Below are 20,030 nucleotides of genomic sequence, written 5' to 3'. Positions count from 1 at the left end.
TCCGACGACCATGACGTCTTCGACCCCGTCGCACTCCGACGACCGCCCCGCCGCCGGGGCCCGCACCCCGCGCGACCGCGCCCAGGCCCTGCCCGCCGACCTGCGCGAGCAGCTGCGCCGACGGCTGGCCGGACGCGCCGGTCCCGCGGCCGCCCCCGGGGCCCGCACCGGCATCCCGCGCGCCGACCGGGACCGCCCGCTGCCGCTGTCGTTCGCCCAGCAGCGCCTGTGGTTCCTGGACCGGCTGCGGCCGGGCGACCCCCGCTACAACAGCGCGGTCGCCGTCCGCTTCACCGGCGCACTGGACCGGCAGCTGCTGGCGCAGGCGCTGACCGCCGTCGTCGCCCGCCACGAGGCCCTGCGCACCACGTTCGCCGAGCACGACGGCCGCCCCGTGCAGCAGATCCACCCGGCCGGGCCGGTTCCGCTGCCGGTGCGCGACGTGCAGGACCTCGACGCGGCCCTGCGCGCGGAGTACGCCCGCCCGTTCGACCTGCACCGGGGGCCGCTGCTGCGCGCCGTACTGCTGAGAGAGACCGGCACCGCGCACGTGCTGCTGCTCACCGCCCATCACATCGTCACCGACGGCTGGTCCATGGGCGTGGTCCTGGACGAACTGTGCACCGCCTACGACGCGCTGGCCCGGGGTGCGGCCCCGGACCTGCCCGCGGTGGCGGCCCAGTACCCGGACTTCGCGGTGTGGCAGCGCGAACAGCTCTCCGGCCCCCGCCTCGAACGCCAGCTGGCCCACTGGAAGGACCGGCTGTCCGGGGCGGTGGCCCCCGGGCTGCCGCTGGACCGGCCGCGCAGCGGCGAGGAGTCCGGCGCGGGCGCCGTGCACACCTTCACCGTGCCCGCCGCCGTCACGGACCGGCTGCGCGACCTCGCCAGGGAGCAGCACACCACCCTGTACACCGCCCTGGTCGCCGCCACGCAGGCCCTGCTGGCCCGCTGGTCCGGCCAGGACGACGTCACCGTCGGTTCCCTGACGCCCGGCCGCTCCCGCACCGACCTGGAGCGCGCCGTCGGGTTCTTCGTGAACACGGTCGCGCTGCGCACCACGGTGGACACCTCCGCCTCCTTCCGGGACCTGCTCGGCCAGACCGCCGACACGGTCAACGACGCCTTCGCGCACGGCGACACCCCGTTCGAGCGGGTCGTCGAGGCGGCCGGCGCCGCCCGCGAGGCGGGCCGCAACCCGCTGTTCGACGTCATGGTCCTGCTGCACCCCGAGCCGCCCGCCGCGCGCGCCCCGCACGGCCTGGGCACCGAGCCGGTCACCGTGCCCCGGCAGGCGGCCACCTTCGACCTGAGCGTGGAGTTCGTGCCCGACGGCGCGGGCCTGACCGGCCTGCTGGAGTACCGCACCGACCTGTTCGAGGCGGCCACGGCCGCCCGCCTCGCCGACCAGCTGCTGCGCCTGCTGCGGGCCGCCGCCGACACGCCCGACCGGCCCCTGGGCAGCGCACCCCTGCTGTCCGCCGAGGAGGCACGGCAGGTCCTGCACGACTGGAACCCGGCCCCGCTCCCGGTCCCCGACACCACCTACCCCGCCCTGTTCGAGGCCCGCGCCGCCCGCACCCCCGACGCACTCGCCCTCGTCGCCGGCGGTGAACGGCTCGACTACGCGACCCTGAACGCCCGCGCCAACCGCCTCGCGCACCACCTCATCTCCCTGGGGGCGGCCCCCGAACGGCTGGTCGCCCTGCGCCTGCCGCGCACCGCCGACATGATCACGGCGATCCTCGCCACCTGGAAGTCCGGTGCGGGCTACCTCCCGCTGGACCCGGCCCTGCCCGAGGAACGCGTCCGCTACCTGCTGGACGACGCCCGCCCCGCGCTCGTCCTGGACGAGGCCGCCCTGCGCGCCGTACCCGCCACCGCACCGGACACCGACCCCAGCGACGCCGACCGGCGTGCCCCGCTGCACCCGCTGCACACCGCCTACGTCATCTACACCTCCGGCTCCACCGGCCGCCCCAAGGGCGTCGCCGTCGCCCACCGCTCCGCGGTGCACCTGCTGGCCGCGCACCGGGCGGGCTTCGTCGCCGAGGCCGGCGGCGGCCCGCTGCGGGTCGCCCTCACCGCGTCGTTCTCCTTCGACACCTCCCTCGAAGGCGTGCTGCTGATGGCCGACGGCCACCCGCTGCACCTGGTCGACGAGGTGACCCGGATGGACCCGGCCGCGCTGGTCGCCCACGTCGCCGAACACCGCATCGACTTCCTCGACGTCACCCCCTCCTACCTGCGGCAGCTGCTGCCCGCCGGACTGCTCACCGGCCCCGGGCACCGCCCCCGGGTCCTGATGCTCGGCGGCGAGGCGGTCGGCCCCGCCCTGTGGCGCGAGCTGGCCGCCCACCCGGACGTGACCGCGCACAACTTCTACGGCCCCACCGAGTGCACGGTCGACGCGCTGTCCTGCCGCATCGACGGCGGCGACCGCCCGCTGGTGGGCCGCCCGCTGCCCGGTGTCCGCGCCTACGTGCTGGACGGCCGGCTCCAGCCGGTGCCGCCCGGCGTCGGCGGCGAGCTGTACCTCGCCGGCCCCCAGCTGGCCCGCGGCTACACCGGCCGCCCGGGGCTGACCGCGGCCCGCTTCCTGCCCGACCCGTACGGGCCGCCCGGCACCCGGATGTACCGCACGGGCGACCTGGCCCGCTGGACGGCCGACGGCCGCCTGGACTACCTCGGGCGGGCCGACGACCAGATCAAGGTGCGCGGCCACCGCATCGAACCCGGGGAGATCGAGGCGGCCTTGCTGGACCTGCCCGCGATCGCCGCCGCCGCGGTCGTCGCCGTCCCCGACGCGCACGGCCACACCCGCCTGGCCGCCTACGTCGTGCCCGCGCCCGGCGCGGCCCGGCCGGCCCCCGCCGACCTGCGCGCGGCCCTGCGCCGCACCCTGCCCGACGCCCTGGTGCCGTCCTCCTTCACCGCCCTGGACGCCCTGCCGCTGACCACCAGCGGCAAACTGGACCGCCGCGCCCTGCCCGCGCCCGACACGGCCGAGGGCGACCGCGAGTTCACCGCCCCGCGCACCCCGGACGAGGAGACGCTCGCCGCCATCTGGGCCGAGGTGCTCGGCGTGGCCCGGGTCGGCGTCACGGACAACTTCTTCGAACTGGGCGGCGACTCGATCCTGAGCATCCAGGCCGTCTCCCGGGCCCGCGCGGCGGGCCTGCGGATCGGCTCCCAGGACGTCTTCCGGCACCAGACGGTCGCCGACCTCGCCGCCGCTGCGCGCCGCACCGCCGCCGTGCCCGCGCCCCGGCGCGCGCACGAGGACGGCCCCGCCCCGCTCACCCCGGTCCAGGAGTGGTTCTTCGCCACCCACGGGCCGCTGCGGCACTTCAGCATGTCGATGCTGCTCGACCTGCCGCACGACCTCGACGAGGCGGCCCTGGAACGGGCGCTGGCGGCCCTGACCGGCCACCACCCGGCGCTGCGCGCCCGTTTCACCCGCACCGACGACGGGACCTGGCGGCAGGAGCCCGGCACGGGCCCGGCCGGCGCACCGCTGACCCGGCACGCCCCGGACACCCCGCCCGCCGAGGCCGCCGACGCCGCCCGCGCGGCCCTGGACCCGGCCACCGGCGCGCTGGTGCGGGCGGCCCTGCTGACCGGAGGCCCACGGCCCCGGCTGTTCCTCGCCGTGCACCACCTGGCTATCGACAGCGTCTCCTGGCGGGTCCTGCTCGCCGACCTGGAGCTGGCCTACCGGCAGGCCGCGGCCGGCGAGGAGCCCCGGCTGGAGCCCGAGCACACCCCGTTCGCCGACTGGGCGCGCCGGCTCGCCGAACGGGTGCGGGCCGGCGACCTGGACGACGACCTGCCGTACTGGACCGAGGAGACCGCACAGCCGCGCACCCCGCTCCCCGTCGACCTGCCCGGCACCCCGCTCGCCGGCTCCGTGCGCACCGTGCGCACCCGCGTGGACCGGGCGACCACCGAGGCACTGCTGCGGCGGGTGCCGGGCGTGTACCGCACCCAGGTCAACGACGTGCTGCTGAGCGCACTGGGCCGGGTGCTCGCCGACTGGGCGGGCACCGACCGGGTCACCGTCGCCCTGGAGGGCCACGGCCGCGAGGAGGACCTCGCGGAGGGCGCCGACCTGTCCCGCACCGTCGGCTGGTTCACCACCCAGTACCCGGTCACCCTCACCGTCGCGGACGGAGCGGACGGTGCCGACTGGGGCGCGACCCTGAAGGCCGTCAAGGAGCGGCTGCGGGCGGTGCCCCGCCGCGGCCTGAGCTACCAGGCCCTGGGCCACCTCGGCTCGCCCGGCCCGCAGGCGGCCGCGCTCGCCGGACTGCCGCTGCCCGAGGTCTGCTTCACCTACCACGGCCAGTGGGAGGCCGCCGCCGGCGGGGACTTCGCACCCGCCGCCGACGTGCCCGGCCGCGACACCGACCCCGCTCAGCCCCTGGACCACCTGCTCGACGTCTCCGCCGTGGTGTCCGACGGCGAGCTGGAGATCACCTGGCACTACAGCGAGCAGGTGCACCGGCCGTCCACCGTACGGCGGCTGGCCGACGCGATGGTGGAGGCGCTCGGCGCCGTCGCCGACCACTGCGCCCGGCCCGGCGCGGGCGGCCGCACCCCCTCCGACTTCCCGCTCGCCCGGCTGGACCAGGCCGGTGTGGACCGGCTCGCCGGCGACGGCCGGGACGTGGCGGACCTGCTGCCGCTCACCCCGCTCCAGGAGGGCATGCTCTTCCACCGGCTGGTCGGCGGGAGCGACGACGTGTACGTCGACCAGGCCGCCCTGCTGCTGGAGGGCGTGAGCGACCCCGCCGCGCTCGCCGTGGCCTGGCAGCGGGTCGCCGACCGCACCCCGGCCCTGCGCACCTCCGTCGTGTGGGAGGGCGTCCCGGTACCGCTCCAGGTCGTCCACCACCGCGTCACCGTCCCCGTCGAACAGCTCGACTGGCGCGACCTCGACGCCGGGGAGCGGGCCGAGCGCTGGGACCGGCTGCGCGCCGACGACCTCGCGCGCGGACTCGACCTCACCGCGGCGCCCCTGATGCGGCTGACGTTCGTCCGGCTCCCGGACGCCCGGCTGCACCTGCTGTGGACCTCCCACCACCTGATCCTGGACGGCTGGAGCCTGGCCCAGGTCCTCACCGAGGTGTTCGAGGAGTACCGGGCGCTCACCGCCGGCACCGAGTACCGGCCCCCGGCGCGGCGGCCGTTCGGCGACTACGTGCGCTGGCTGGCCGGCCAGGACGGCGAGGCGGCCCGCGCCCACTGGCGGGCCGTCCTCGACGGATGGGCCACCCCCACCCCGCTGCCCGCCGACCGCGTCCGGCGCCCCGGGCACGAGACCCGCTCCGCGGCGGTGCACACGGCCGCCCTGTCCGAGGAGGTCTCCGCCCGGCTGGCCGCGACCGCACGGTCGGCCGGACTCACCCTGGGCACCGTGGTGCAGGGCGCCTGGGCGCTGCTGCTGGCCCGCTACAGCGGCGAACGGGAGGTGCTGTTCGGCACCACCGTCTCCGGCCGCCCCGACGACCTGCCCGGCGCCGAGTCCATGGTGGGCCTGTTCATCAACACCCTGCCCACCCGCATCCGGGTGGACGGCGGGCGCAGGGCCGCCGACTGGCTGCGCGACCTCCAGGAGGCGCAGGCCGAGGCACGGCGGTTCGCCGCGGTGTCCCTGGCCGAGCTGACCGGGCTGAGCGACGTGCCCGCGGGCAGCCCCCTGTTCGACAGCATCGTCGCCTTCGAGAACTACCCCTTCGACGAGGCCCGTTCGGCCGCCACCGGCATCCGCCTCGCCGACGTCTCCTCCCGGGACGCCACCAACTACCCGCTGGTGCTGCGGGCGTACCAGGGCGCGCACGTCGGCTTCGACCTGGCCTACGACCCCGCCCTGTTCGACGCCGCCACCGCCGCGGACCTCGCCGGCCGGCTGTGCCTGCTGCTGACCGGGCTCGCCGACGACCCCGACCGCCCGCTGCGCGCCCTCGCCTGGACCACCGCCGCCGAACGGCACCGGATGCTGACCGAGTGGAACGGCACCGCCGAGGGCCGGCCCGCCGACACCCTGACCGGCCTGTTCGCCGCGCAGGCCGCCCGCACCCCGCACGCCGAGGCCGTCACCTGCGGCGACGACCGCCTCGACTACGCCACCCTGGACGCCCGGGCCGGCCGGCTCGCCCACCGCCTCGCCGAACTCGGCGCCCGCCCCGAGACGTTCGTGGCGCTCGCCCTGCCCCGCTCCACCGACCTCGTCGTGGCCGTCCTCGCCGTGCTGAAGACCGGCGCGGCCTACCTGCCCGTCGACCCCGCGCTGCCCGCCGAACGCGTCCGGCACCTGCTCGACGACGCCCGGCCGGTGGCACTCGTGACCACCGCTGGCACCACCGCGGGCACCGAGGCCGGCACCGCCGTGCCCGCCCTGCTGCTGGACGACCCGGACGTACGCGCCGACCTGGCCCGGCGCCCGGCCACCGGCCCCGCCGACCCCGCGCTGCGCCCGCTGCCGGAGAGCCCCGCCTACGCCATCTACACCTCCGGCTCAACCGGACGGCCCAAGGGCGTCGTCGTCCCGCACGCAAGTGTCGTCCGGCTGTTCACCCGCACCCGGCAGTGGTTCGGCTTCGGCCCCGACGACGTGTGGACGCTGTTCCACTCCTACGCCTTCGACTTCTCGGTGTGGGAGCTGTGGGGCCCGCTGCTGCACGGCGGCCGGCTGGTGATCGTGCCCGAGGACACCGCACGGTCCCCGGAGGACTTCCTGCGCCTGCTCGCCGACGAACGGGTCACCGTCCTCAACCAGACGCCGTCCGCGTTCTACCCGCTCATCCGCGCGGACGCCGAACACCCCGGCGTCGGCGCACGGCTGGCCCTGCGCACGATCGTCTTCGGCGGCGAGGCACTGGACGTCACCCGGCTCGCCGACTGGTACGCCCGCCACCCGGACGACGCGCCGCGCCTGGTCAACATGTACGGCATCACCGAGACCACCGTGCACGTCACCTACGCCCCGCTGGACCGCGGCACGCCCGGCGGCACCGCGAGCCCCATCGGCACCGGCATCCCCGACCTGCGCGTCCACGTCCTCGACGACGCCCTGAACCCCGTACCGCCGGGCGCGGTGGGGGAGTTGTTCGTCGCCGGCGAGGGCCTGGCCCGCGGCTACCTGAACCGGCCCGGCCTCACCGCGACCCGCTTCCTCGCCGACCCGTTCGGACGCCCCGGCACCCGCATGTACCGCACGGGCGACCGGGCCCGCCGGCGGGCCGACGGCACCCTGGAGTACCTGGGCCGCGCCGACCAGCAGGTCAAGATCCGCGGCTACCGCATCGAGCCCGGCGAGATCGAGGCCGCGCTACACACCCACCCGGGCGTGGGCGCGGCCGCCGTCGGCGTGTACGAGGACTCCGCCGGCACCCGCAGGCTGGTGGCCCACGTCGTCGGCACCGGCACCGGGGACCGCGCCGCGCCCCCGCCCCCCGCCGCCGCCCTCCGCGCCCACCTCGAAGGACTGCTGCCCGCGCACATGGTGCCCGCGGCCTACGTCCCGATGGCCGCCCTGCCGCTGACCGTCAACGGCAAGCTGGACCGGCGCGCCCTGCCCGCCCCCGGACCCGGCGGCTTCGCGGCCGACGGACCGCGCACCCCCCTGCGCACCCACGCCGAACGGCTCGTCGCCGCCGCCTGGACGGACGTCCTGGACACCAACGAGATCGGCGCCGACGACGACTTCTTCGCGCTCGGCGGCGACTCCATCCTCGCCGTCCGGGTCACCTCCCGGCTGCGCGCCGCCTTCGGCACCGACGTCTCGCCCCGGCTGCTGTTCACGCACAGCACGCTCTCCGCGCTCGCGGCCGCGCTCGGCGAGCCACGGGAGGGGACCGGCGCCGGCCGCGGCGAGGCCGCCGACCCCATCCCGGCGACCGACCCGGACACGCCCGCACCGCTGTCGTACGCCCAGCAGCGGCTGTGGTTCCTCGACCGGTTCGAACCGGGCAGCACCGAGTACACCACCCTGTCCGTGCTGCGGCTGCGCGGACGGCTCGACCTCGCCGCCCTGCGCACCGCCCTGGACGGCCTGGTCGCCCGGCACGAGGCCCTGCGCACCACGTTCACCGAGGACGGCGGCGAGGCCCGGCAGGTCGTGCACCCGCCGCGGCCCGTCGACCTGCCGGTGGAGGACCTCCAGGACCGCGCCGCCCTGGACGCCCTGCTGGAGCGGGAGGCCGGCACCCCCTTCGACCTGGCCACCGGGCCGCTGCTGCGCGCCCGCCTGGCCCGGCAGGCCCCCGACGAACACGTCCTCGTCCTGGCCGTGCACCACATCGTCACCGACGGCTGGTCCGTCGGCGTCCTCGGCCGGGACCTCGGCGAGCTGTACGCGGCGGCCCTCGACGGCCGCCGCCCCGCCCTGCCCCGACTGCCCGTCCGCTACGCCGACCACGCCGCCTGGCAGCGCGGCCGCGCCGACCGCGTCGAGGCCGGCCTCGCGTACTGGCGCCGCGCCCTGGACGGCGTACCCGCGCTGGAACTGCCCACCGACCGGCCGCGCCCGGCCGTGCGCACCCGCGACGGCGCCCTGGTCACCTTCACCCTGCCCGCCGCGCTGACCGGGCGGCTGCGCGAGCGCGGCCGGGAGGCCGACGCCACCTTGTACATGACCCTGGTGACGGCCTGCCAGGTGCTGCTCGCCCGCTGGGCCGGGCAGCAGGACCTCACCGTCGGCACCGTCACCGCCGGCCGCGACCGGCCCGAACTGCACGACGTGGTCGGCATGTTCGTCAACACCCTGGTGCTGCGCACCCGCGTCCGCCCCGAGCTGTCCTTCCACGACCTGCTCACCGAGGTACGGGGCACCGTCCTGGACGCCGTCGCCCACCAGGACGTGCCCTTCGAACGCGTGGTGGACGCCCTCCAGCCCGAGCGGGACACCAGCCGCACCCCGCTGTTCCAGGTCATGGTGGCCCTGCACAACCTCGGCGCCCGGGCACCCCGGCTGCCCGGGCTCACGGCCGAGCCGGTCACCCCGCCGGTCCGCAACGCCACCTTCGACCTCGCCTTCGACTTCGTCGAGACGGACGGCGGCCTCACCGGCCACCTGGAGTACAACACCGGGCTCTTCGACGCCGGCACCGCCGCATGGCTGGCCGAGCGGCTGCGCATCCTGCTGGAGGCCGCCGCCGCCGACCCGCGGCAGGCCGTGGGCGCCCTGCCGCTGATGACCGACGGCGAACGCCGGCAGGTGCTCGCCCAGGGCCGGGGCGCCCCGCTGCCCGGGCCGGACACCACGTTCTGCGCCCTGTTCGAGGCCCAGGCCGCGCGCACCCCGCACGCGACCGCGCTGGTCGCCCGGGACACCACCCTCGACTTCGCCGCCCTCAACCGGCGGGCCAACCGGCTCGCCCACCACCTGATCGCCCGGGGCGCCGGCCCCGAGGACGTGGTCGCCGTACGGCTGCCCCGCACCTCCGGGCTGCCGGTGGCGCTGCTCGCGGTCCTCAAGGCGGGCGCCACCCTGCTCTGCCTCGACCCCCAGCTCCCCGAGGACCGCGTGCGGTACCTCCTCGACGACGCCCGGCCGCACACCGTGCTGACCGGCCTCGACGACGTGCCCTGGGACCGGCTGCCCGACCACGACCCGTTGGACGCGGACCGCGTCCGGCCGCTGCTGCCCGGGCACACCGCCTACGTCGTCTACACCTCCGGCTCCACCGGCCGCCCCAAGGGCGTCGCCGTCGAGCACCGGCACCTGGTCAACCTCTGCCACGACCACCGCGAGAACCTGCTCGCCCCGCACACCGCGGGCGGACGCCGGCTGCGGGCCGCGCTCAGCGCCTCGTTCTCCTTCGACACCTCCTGGGAGGGCGCCCTGCTCCTCGCCCTCGGCCACGAGGTCCACCTCGTCGACGAGGACGTGCGGCTCGACCCCGAGGCGTTCTGCGCCCAGGTCGCCGAGCACCGTCTCGACCTGGTCAACGTCACCCCGTCGTTCCTGCGCGAGCTCACCGCCGCCGGCCTGCTCGCCCCCGGCCGCCACCACCCGCGCCTGCTGCTCGTCGGCGGCGAGGCGGTGCCCACCGCCACCTGGCGCGAACTCGCCGCGGTGGAACGGGACCTGGGCATCGCCGTGTACAACATGTACGGGCCCACCGAGTGCACCGTCGACGCGGCCTACGCCCGCACCACCGACCGCCCCGACCGCCCGGTCATCGGCCGTCCCGGCGGCAACCTGCGGGCCTACGTGCTCGACGGCGCCCTGCGCCCGGTCCCGCCCGGCGTGCCCGGCGAGCTGTACCTCGCCGGAGCGCAGGTGGCCCGCGGCTACCTCGGCCGGCCCGGCCTGACCGCCGCCCGATTCCCGGCCGACCCGTTCGGCGCGCCGGGCGAGCGCATGTACCGCACCGGGGACCGGGCCCGCTGGGACCGCGGCGGGCTGCTGGAGTTCCTCGGCCGGGTGGACGAGCAGGTCAAGATACGCGGGTTCCGCATCGAACCCGGCGAGGTCGAGGCCGCCCTGCTCGCCCACCCCGACGTCGCCGACGCGGCGGTGACCGCACGCGAACACGCCGGCCGCCTGCTGCTCGTCGGCTACGTCGTGCCCGCCCCCGGCCGCAGCCCCGGCGCCGACGAACTGCGCGTCGCGCTGCGCCGCACCCTGCCCGACCACATGGTGCCCGCCGCGTTCGTGCCGCTGGCCCGCATCCCGCGCACCACCAGCGGCAAGACCGACCGGCGCGCCCTGCCCGCCCCGCCCGAGCAGCCGGACAGCGGCAGCCCGTACGTCGCCCCGCGCAGCGGCACCGAGGAACGCCTCGCAGCCATCTGGGCCGACGTCCTCGGCGTCGAACGGGTCGGCGCCCGGGACAACTTCTTCGCGCTCGGCGGCGACTCGATCCTGAGCATCCAGATCGTCTCCCGCGCCCGGCAGTGCGGCCTCGCACTCACCACCAAGGACGTCTTCCGCCACCAGACCGTCGCCGAACTCGCCCTGCACGTCACCGAGTCGGCGCCACGCCCGGCGGCCGGCGACGCCACCGGGCCGGCCGAGGCACCCCTCACCCCGATCCAGCACTGGTACCTCGACGGCCGGGAACCCGGCGAGCGGCTGCGGTTCACCATGACCCAGCGCCTCGAACTCGCCCCCGGCACCGACGCCTCCGCCTGGCGGCAGGCCGCCGACGCCCTCGTGCGCCGGCACCCGGCCCTGCGCACCCGCTTCCACCGCACCGGCGAGACCTGGCGCCAGCAGGTGCTGCCCGAGGCGCCGGACGCCGTCTTCACCCGCCACGACCTGACCGGCGCCGACGGCCCGGCGGCGGAGGCGGCGGTCCAGCGGTGCACCGAGCAGGCGCAGGCCGGCCTCGATCCCACCGCGGGCCGGGTGGTGCGCGTCCTGCTCTTCGACCGCGGCCCGCAGCTGCCCGGCCAGCTCGTCGTCACCGCGCACCACCTGGTGATCGACGGCGTGTCCTGGCGCATCGTCCTGGCGGACCTGGAGAGCGCCTACCGGGCTGCCGCCGCCGGCCGCCCGGCCGAACCGCCGGCCGCGAGCACGCCGTACGGCCACTGGGCGGACCGGCTGGAGCGGCACACCCGCTCCGGCGCCCTGGACGCGGACCTGCCGTACTGGACGCGCACCGCCGCCGCCCCGGCCGCGCTGCCCGCGGGCCGGCCCGGCCCGAACACCCACGGCACCGCCGCCACGGTCACCGTCACGCTGGACGCCGCGACCACCGACGCCCTGTTGCGGCAGGTCCCGGAGGTCTACCGCACCCAGGTCAACGACGTCCTGCTCAGCGCCCTCGGCCGCACCCTGGCCCGCTGGTGCGGCCGCGACACCGTCCTGCTCGGCGTGGAGGGCCACGGCCGCGAGGACCTCTTCGCGGACGTGGACCTGTCGCGGACCGTGGGCTGGTTCACCGCCGAGTTCCCGCTCGCCCTGCGCGTCGCCCCGGACGCCGGCTGGCACGACACCCTCCGCTCGGTGAAGGAACAGCTGCGCGCCGTGCCGCTGCACGGTCTCAGCCACGGCGCCCTGCGCCACCTGCGGCCCGACAGCCCGCTCGCCGGCGCCCCGGCCCCGCAGATCGGCTTCAACTACCACGGGCAGTGGGACCCGGGCGCCGCCGACGGCGACGGCCCGGTCCGCGGCCCGCTGCCCCCGGCCGGGCGGGACACCGACCCCGACGCACCCCGCCCCTACCTCCTGGACGTCACCGGCGTGGTCCAGCAGGGACGGCTGGAACTGGGCTGGACCTACCCGCCGGGCGTCTACGACGAGGACACCGTCCGGCGGCTCGCGGACGACACGATCGCCGCCCTGCGTGACATCGTGCGGCACTGCGCGACGCCCACCGCCGGCGGCCGCACCCCGTCCGACTTCCCGCTGGCCGGCCTCCGCCAGGACCAGCTGGACCGGCTCGTCGGCGACGGCCGGCACGTCGCCGACGTACTGCCGCTCACCCCGCTCCAGTCCGGCATGCTCTTCCACGGCCTGGTCGACACCGAGCACGCCTACTTCGACCGCACGGCCGTCCGGCTGTCCGGGGTGGCCGACCCGCGCGCCTTCGCCGCCGCCTGGCAGCAGGTCGCCGACCGCACCCCGGCGCTGCGCACCAGCGTCCACTGGCAGAACCTGCCCCACCCCGTCCAGGTCGTCCACCAGCGCGCCGAACTGCCCGTCACCCACCTCGACTGGCGCACCCTCGCCCCGGCCGAGCGGGCCGCGGCCACCGAGCGGCTGCTCGCCGAGGACCGCGCGGCGGGCATGGACCTCACCACCGCGCCGCTGACCCGCCTCACCCTGGCCGCGCTGCCCGGGGACGAGGTGCTGATGCTGTGGTCCACCCACCACATCGCGCTCGACGGCTGGAGCACCGGGCAGCTCCTCACCGAGGTCTGCGCACGCTACGCCGAGCTCACCGGCGGCCCGCACACCCCGCCCCCGGTACGGCGGCCCTTCGCCGACTTCCTGCACTGGCTGGCCGCGCAGGACGAGACGGCGGCCGAACGGCACTGGGCCGAGGCCCTGGACGGGTTCACCGCCCGCACCCCCCTGCCCTACGACCGCACCCCCGCCGAGGCACACCGCACCCGGTCCGCCGCGGCCGTCCACCAGGAGCTGGACGCCCGCACCTCGCAGCGGCTGCGGGAGACCGCCGCCCGCGCCGGGCTCACCGTCAACACCGTGGTGGAGGGCGCCTGGGCGCTGCTGCTGGCCCGCACCAGCGGCCGGGACGACGTGGTGTTCGGCACCACCGTCTCCGGCCGCCCGGCCGAACTGCCCGGCGTCGAGGGCATGATCGGCATGTTCATCAACACCGTCCCCACCCGGGTGCGCATCCCGTCCGGGCCCGTGCTGCCCTGGCTGCGCGGCCTCCAGGAACGGCAGAGCGAGGCCCGCCGGTTCGACCACCTCGCGCTGCCGCGCATCCAGGCGGTCACCGGCGTCCCGGCCGGCGAGCCGCTGTTCGACAGCATGGTGGTCTTCGAGAACTACCCCGTGGACGAGGCCGCCACCGCCCGCACCGGCGTCCGCGTCGAGGAGGTCCGCGCCGACGACGCGACCACCTTCCCCTGGTGCCTGCGCGCCCACCTCGCCGACCGGCTCGCCTTCGACCTGGCCTACGACCCCGCCCTGTTCGACCCGGCCACCGTCGAGCGCGCCGCGGACCGCCTGACCGCCCTGCTCACCGCCCTCGCCGACGGGTTCCACACCGGCCTGGACGAGCTGGACCTGCTCACCCCCGCCGACCGCGAGCTGCTGGCCGCCTGGAACACCACCGCACGCCCGGCCCGGCCGCACAGCCCCGTCACCCTGTTCACCGCACAGGCGCGCCGCACCCCGGACGCGACCGCCGTGCGCGACGGCGACCGCGACCTGACCTACCGGGACCTGGCCGACTGGGCGGGGCGGCTCGCGGCGCGGCTGGTGGCGGACGGGCTCGCCGCCGAGGACCGGGTGGCACTGCTGATGGACCGCTCGGCCGAACTCGTCGTCGCCCAGCTCGCGGTGCTCATGGCGGGCGGCGCCTACCTGCCCGTCGACACCCGGGCCCCCGGGGAACGCCGCCGTCTCCTGCTCGACCAGGCCGGCGCCGCGGTCCGGCTCACCGCCGCCGACGTCGTCGCCGCCCGCACCGCCGGCGCGGACGGGCCGCTGCCGGCCGCCGACCCCGACCGGGCGGCGTACGTGATGTTCACCTCCGGCTCCACCGGCCGGCCCAAGGCGGTCGTCGTCCGTCACCGCGACGTGGCCGCCCTGGCCACCGACAGCCGGTTCACCGGCGGAGCGTGCGCACGAGTGCTGCTGCACTCGCCGGTCGCCTTCGACGCGGCCACCTTCGAGGTGTGGGCGCCCCTCCTCAACGGCGGCTGCGTCGTCGTCGCCCCCGCCGGCGGGGTGGACGCGGCCCTGCTGCGCCGGCTCGCCGCCGACGGCGGACTGACCGCGCTGTGGCTGACCGCGGGGCTGTTCCGGCTGCTCGCGCAGGACGCCCCCGACTGCTTCCGCGGCCTCGGCCAGGTCTGGACCGGCGGTGACGTCGTCCCCGCCCAGGCCGTGCGCCGGGTCCTGGCCGCCTGCCCCGGCCTGACCGTCGTGGACGGCTACGGACCCACCGAGACCACCACCTTCGCCACCTCCTACGCCCTGACGGACCCGGCGGCCGTACCGGACACCATCCCCGTCGGCCACCCCCTGGACGACATGCGGGTCCAGATCCTCGACCCCCGGCTGCGGCCCGTGCCGCCCGGCTGCGCGGGCGAGCTGTACGTGTCCGGGGAGGGCGTGGCCCGCGGCTACCTGGGCCGGCCGGGCGACACCGCGGCGCGGTTCCTCGCCGACCCCGCCGGGCCGCCCGGAGCCCGCATGTACCGCACCGGCGACCTCGCCCGGCGGCGGCCGGACGGCGCCGTGGAGTTCCTCGGCCGCGCCGACGACCAGGTGAAGATCCGCGGCTTCCGGGTGGAGCCCGGCGAGGTCGAGGCCGTCCTTGCCGCCCACCCCGGCGTCCTCGACGTGGCCGTGCTGGCCCGCGAGGACCGGCCGGGCGCCAAACGGCTCGTGGCCTACGTCGTCGGCCCGGCCGGCGAGGACGAGGAGGAACTGCGGGCCCACGCCGCCCGCAACCTGCCCGAGTACCTGGTGCCCACCGCCATCGTCCCTCTCGCAGCCCTGCCGCTCAGCGGCAACGGCAAGGTCGACCGGGCCGCCCTGCCCGCGCCCCGGACGCCCGACCCGGCCGTACGGGTGGCACCGCGCACCGAGGCGGAGCGCCGCACGGCGGAGGTCTTCGGCGAGGTGCTCGGCACCGAACCGCCCGGCGTGCAGGACGACTTCTTCCAGCTCGGCGGCGACTCGATCCTCAGCATCCGGCTCGCCGCCCGCCTCGCCGCGGCCTTCGACACCGACGTCACCCCGCGCGCGGTGTTCACCCACCCGACCCCGGCCGGGCTGGCCGCGCTGCTCGGCGCGCGCCAGGGCTCCGGCCGGCCGGAGATCGTCCCGGTCCGCCGCGACGGGCTCGCCCCGATGTCGTACGCCCAGCAACGCCTGTGGTTCCTGGAGGAGTTCGCGCCGGGCGGCGCCGAGTACGTCACCGCGCTCGCCCTGCGCCTGCGCGGCACGCTCGACCTGCGGGCCCTGCGCGCGGCCCTGGCCGCCGTCGTGGCCCGGCACGAGTCGCTGCGCACCACCTTCGACAGCGTCGACGGGCACGGCGTGCAGCGCGTCCACCCGCCGCAGGACGACGTGCCGCTGGACGTCCGGGACCTGACCGGCCAGGCCGGGGAGGAACAGCAGCGGGCACTGCGCCGCGTCCTCGCCGAGGAACGCACCCGCCCCTTCGACCTGCGCCGCGGACCGCTGCTGCGCACCCTGCTGGTCCGGCTGGCCGACGACGACCACGTGCTCGGCCTCACCCTGCACCACATCGTCACCGACGGCTGGTCCACCTCGGTCCTGCTCGGCGACCTCGCCCACTTCTACCGGGCCGAACACGGCGTCGTACAGGAGGACCTGCCACCGCTGCCGGTCCAGTACGCCGACTACGCGCACTGGCAGCGCGCCGCGGCCGGCGCCGGCGACGACGAGCACCTCGCCTACTGGAAGGAGCACCTGGCCGGCACCGCACCACTGGACCTGCCCACCGACCGGCCCCGGCCGCCGGTGCGCACCACCGCCGGCGCGACCACCCGCGTGGTGGTGCCCGCCCGGACCGCCCGGCGGCTGACCCGGCTCGCCCGGGACCGGGGCACCACCCTGTTCACCACCCTCGTCGCCGCCGCCCAGGCCTACCTGGCCCGGCTGTCCGGCGCCGAGGACATCGCCGTCGGCACCGTCACCTCCGGCCGCGACCGCGCCGAGACGCAGGCCCTCATCGGGTTCTTCGTCAACACCCTGGTGCTGCGCTCGACGGCGCGGACCGGACAGTCCTTCAGCGACTTCCTCACCACGGTCCGCCGCACGGTCCTCGACGCCTTCGCCCACCAGGAGGTGCCGTTCGAGCGCGTCGTCGACGAGGTGCAGCCCGTCCGCGACACCAGCCGCAGCCCGCTCTTCCAGGTCATGGTCGTCCTCCAGAACACCCCGGCGAGCGGTCTCGACCTGCCCGGCCTCGACGTCACCGACGTGCCGCCGGAGTCGGAACAGGCCGCGTTCGACCTCACCTTCGAGTTCGCCGAGGCCGGCTCGGGGGCTCTGCACGGCCTGCTCACCTACAACACCGACCTGTTCGACGCGGCCACGGCCGAACGCATGGCCGGCCAGCTCGCCACCCTGCTGGGCGCGGTCGCCGAGGACCCCGACCGCCCGCTCGGCGCGCTGCCGCTGACCACCGACACCGAGCTGAAGGGCCTGCTCGACCAGGGCCGGGGAACCTTCCGCCCGGTACCGGAGGAGACCCTGCCCGCCCTGTTCGAACGGCAGGCGGCCCGCACCCCGGACGCGGTGGCCCTCGCCGACGGCGACCGGGAGCTCACGTACGCCGAGGTCGACCGGGCGGCCAACCGGCTCGCCCACCGGCTGATCCGGGACGGCGCCGGACCGGAGCAGGTGGTGGCCCTCGCCCTGCCCCGCTCGGCGGCGACCGTGGTGGCCCAGCTCGCCGTCGCCAAGACCGGCGGCGCCTTCCTGCCCGTCGACCCCGACTACCCGCCGCAGCGCCGGGAGTTCATGCTCCGCGACGCCGGCGCCCGGCTGGTCGTCGGCGACCCGGCCGAGGTGTGGGCCGCCGACGGCCCCGAGACCGCACCGACCGACGCCGACCGCACCGCCCCGCTCACCCCCGACCACCCCGCCTACGTCATCTACACCTCGGGATCCACCGGCACCCCCAAGGGCGTCACCGTCACCCACCGGGGCCTCGCCTCGTTCGCCGCGGCCGCCGCCGACCGGTATGCCGCCGGCCCCGGCGACCGGGTCCTCCAGTTCGCCTCGCCCAGCTTCGACGCCTCCGTGCTGGAACTGTGCATCTCCCTGCTGAGCGGCGCCACACTGGTGACCGGCGAGGAAGGGCCGCTGGTCGGGGAACGCCTCGCAGAGGTGCTCGCCGGGCGGCGCATCAGCCACACGCTGATCCCGCCGGCCGCGCTGGCCACCGTCCCGCCGGAAACGGCCGCCGCCCTGCCCGACCTGCGCACGCTCATCGTCGGCGCGGAGGCCTGCCCGGCCGACCTGGTGGCCACCTGGGCACCCGGCCGCCGGATGATCAACTCCTACGGGCCCACCGAGGCCACCGTGGTCGCCACCTGGACCGGCCCGCTCACCCCCGGCACCGGAGCCCCGCCCATCGGCCGCCCCGCCGGCCACACCCGCGTCCTCGTCCTGGACACCGCCCTGCGCCCCGTCCCGCCCGGCGTCACCGGCGAGCTGTACGTCGCCGGCCCCGGACTGGCCCGCGGCTACCTCGGCCGGCCCGGACTCACCGCCCAGCGGTTCGTCGCCGACCCGTTCGGCGCGCCGGGGGAGCGGATGTACCGCACCGGCGACCTGGTCCGCTGGACCGCCGACGGCCTGCTCCGGTTCGCCGGACGCGCCGACGACCAGGTCAAGCTGCGCGGCTTCCGCATCGAGCCGGGGGAGATCGAGGGCGCGCTGCGCCGCAGCCCCCAGGTGCGGGACGCGGCCGTCGCCGTCCGCGAGGGCGCGGCCGAGGGCGCCCCGGCCCGGCTCGTCGCCTACGTCGTGCCCACCGGGCCGGCCGGGGGACCGCTGCCCGTCGACGAACTGCGGCTGCATCTGGCCGGGCTGCTGCCCCCGCACATGGTGCCGTCCCTCTTCGTGCCGCTCGACCGGCTGCCGCTCACCCCGAACGGCAAGCTGGACCGGCGGGCGCTGCCCGCACCCGGGCCGGCCCAGGCCGGGGACACGCCCCGCACCGCGCCGCGCACCGACACCGAGCGCCGCATCGCCCGCATCTGGGCCGACGTGCTGGGCATCGAGGAGGTCGGCGCCGACGACAACTTCTTCGCGCTGGGCGGTGACTCCATCCTGACCATGCAGGTCGTCTCCCGGCTGCGTCGCGACGGCCTGCACGTGGCCACCCGGGACCTGTTCACGCACCAGACCGTCGCCGAACTCGCCACCGTCGTGCGCAGCGCGCCCGAGCGGACCGGGGAGGGCCCGGTGACCGGCGAGGTGCCGCTCACCCCGATCCAGGAGTGGTTCCTCACCAGCCCGCGCGCCGCCCACCACCACTTCAACCAGTCGGCGCTGCTGGAACTCGACGGCACGCCCGACCAGCGGGCGCTGCGGGCCGCGCTCGACGCGCTGTTGGAGCACCATGACGCCCTGCGTATGCAGTTCACCCGGTCCGCCGGGACGGACGGCCCCGGCACCGGCTGGCGCCAGTTCAACCCGCCGCCCGCCGCCCACGACGTCCTGGTGTGCCACGACCTCACCGGCCTGTCCGCCGAGGAGGCCGACCGGGCCATGGAGAAGACCGCGGACGAACTGCACGCCGGGTTCGACCTGGCCCGCGGTCCCCAGCTGCGGGCGGCGCTGTTCACCGGCGGCCCGGACCGGCCCGTGTTCCTGCTGCTCGTCGCCCACCACCTCGTCGTGGACGCGGTCTCCTGGCGCATCCTGCGCGACGACCTGGAGACCGCCTACCGGCAGGCGCTCGAGGGCGGCACGGTCGGCCTGGGCGAGCGCAGCACCAGCTTTCGCACCTGGTCGCGACGGCTGGCCGCGCACGTCGCCGACGGCGGCCTCGACCACGAACTGCCGTACTGGGAGGAGGCGGTGCGCGCCGAGCCCGCCCCGGCCGCCCCCGCACCGCAGGCCGGGACGGGACCGGCCGCCGTGGTCGGCGTGGAACTGGACGAGGACGACACCGCCGCCCTGCTGCGGGCCGCGCCCACCGCCTACCGCACCCGCGTCGACGACGTCCTGCTCGCCGCCCTCACCCTGGCCCTGGCCCGCTGGACCGGCCGCGACCGGGTCCGCCTGGACCTGGAGGGACACGGCCGCGAGGACCTGCTCGACGGGGTGGACCTGTCCCGCACGGTCGGCTGGTTCACCACCGTCTACCCGGTCGCCGTCCAGGTCCCCGACCCCGGCGACCTGGGCCCCGACCGCGACTGGCGGGCCCTGGTGAAGTCCGTGCGCCGCCAGCTGCGCGCGGTGCCCGGCAACGGCATCGGCTTCGGCGCCCTGCGCACCTTCGGTCCGCCCGAGGTCCGCGAGCGCCTCGGCGGCAGCGCGCACAGCCAGGTGGTGTTCAACTACCTCGGCCAGTGGGACGCCCGTCCGGAGACCGCGGGCGGCGGGCTGGTCCGCGCCGAGCACGGCTCCTTCGGACAGGACCACGACCCCCGGGACCCCGGCTCGCACCCGGTGGAGGTGGTGGGCGCCGTCCAGCACGGCCGGCTCGCCTTCACCTGGCACCACCGCCCCGGCGTCCACGACACGGCGGCCGTGCGCCGGGTGGCCGAGGAGTTCGCCGAGGCCCTGCGGCAGCTCGCCCGGCACGCCCGGGGAGGCCGGTGACGGCGCCCAGCCGGGACGGGGCGCACCGTGCCGGGCCACCGCCCGGCACGGCCCGCGCCCC

The 20,030-nt window shown here is 76.9% G+C and carries 1 protein-coding gene; it reads left to right on the top strand.

The window, feature by feature from the left end:
- Positions 1-10: 10 nt before the first annotated feature.
- Positions 11-19,969, top strand: a complete 19,959-nt coding sequence (locus tag ACZ5CZ_RS22550; RefSeq protein WP_468945393.1) for a non-ribosomal peptide synthase/polyketide synthase — start codon at positions 11-13, stop codon at positions 19,967-19,969.
- The last annotated feature ends 61 nt before the right edge of the window (positions 19,970-20,030 follow it).

Source organism: Streptomyces sp. NPDC031418 (genome assembly GCF_055581605.1).
This window is presented reverse-complemented; position numbering and strand designations above follow the sequence as displayed.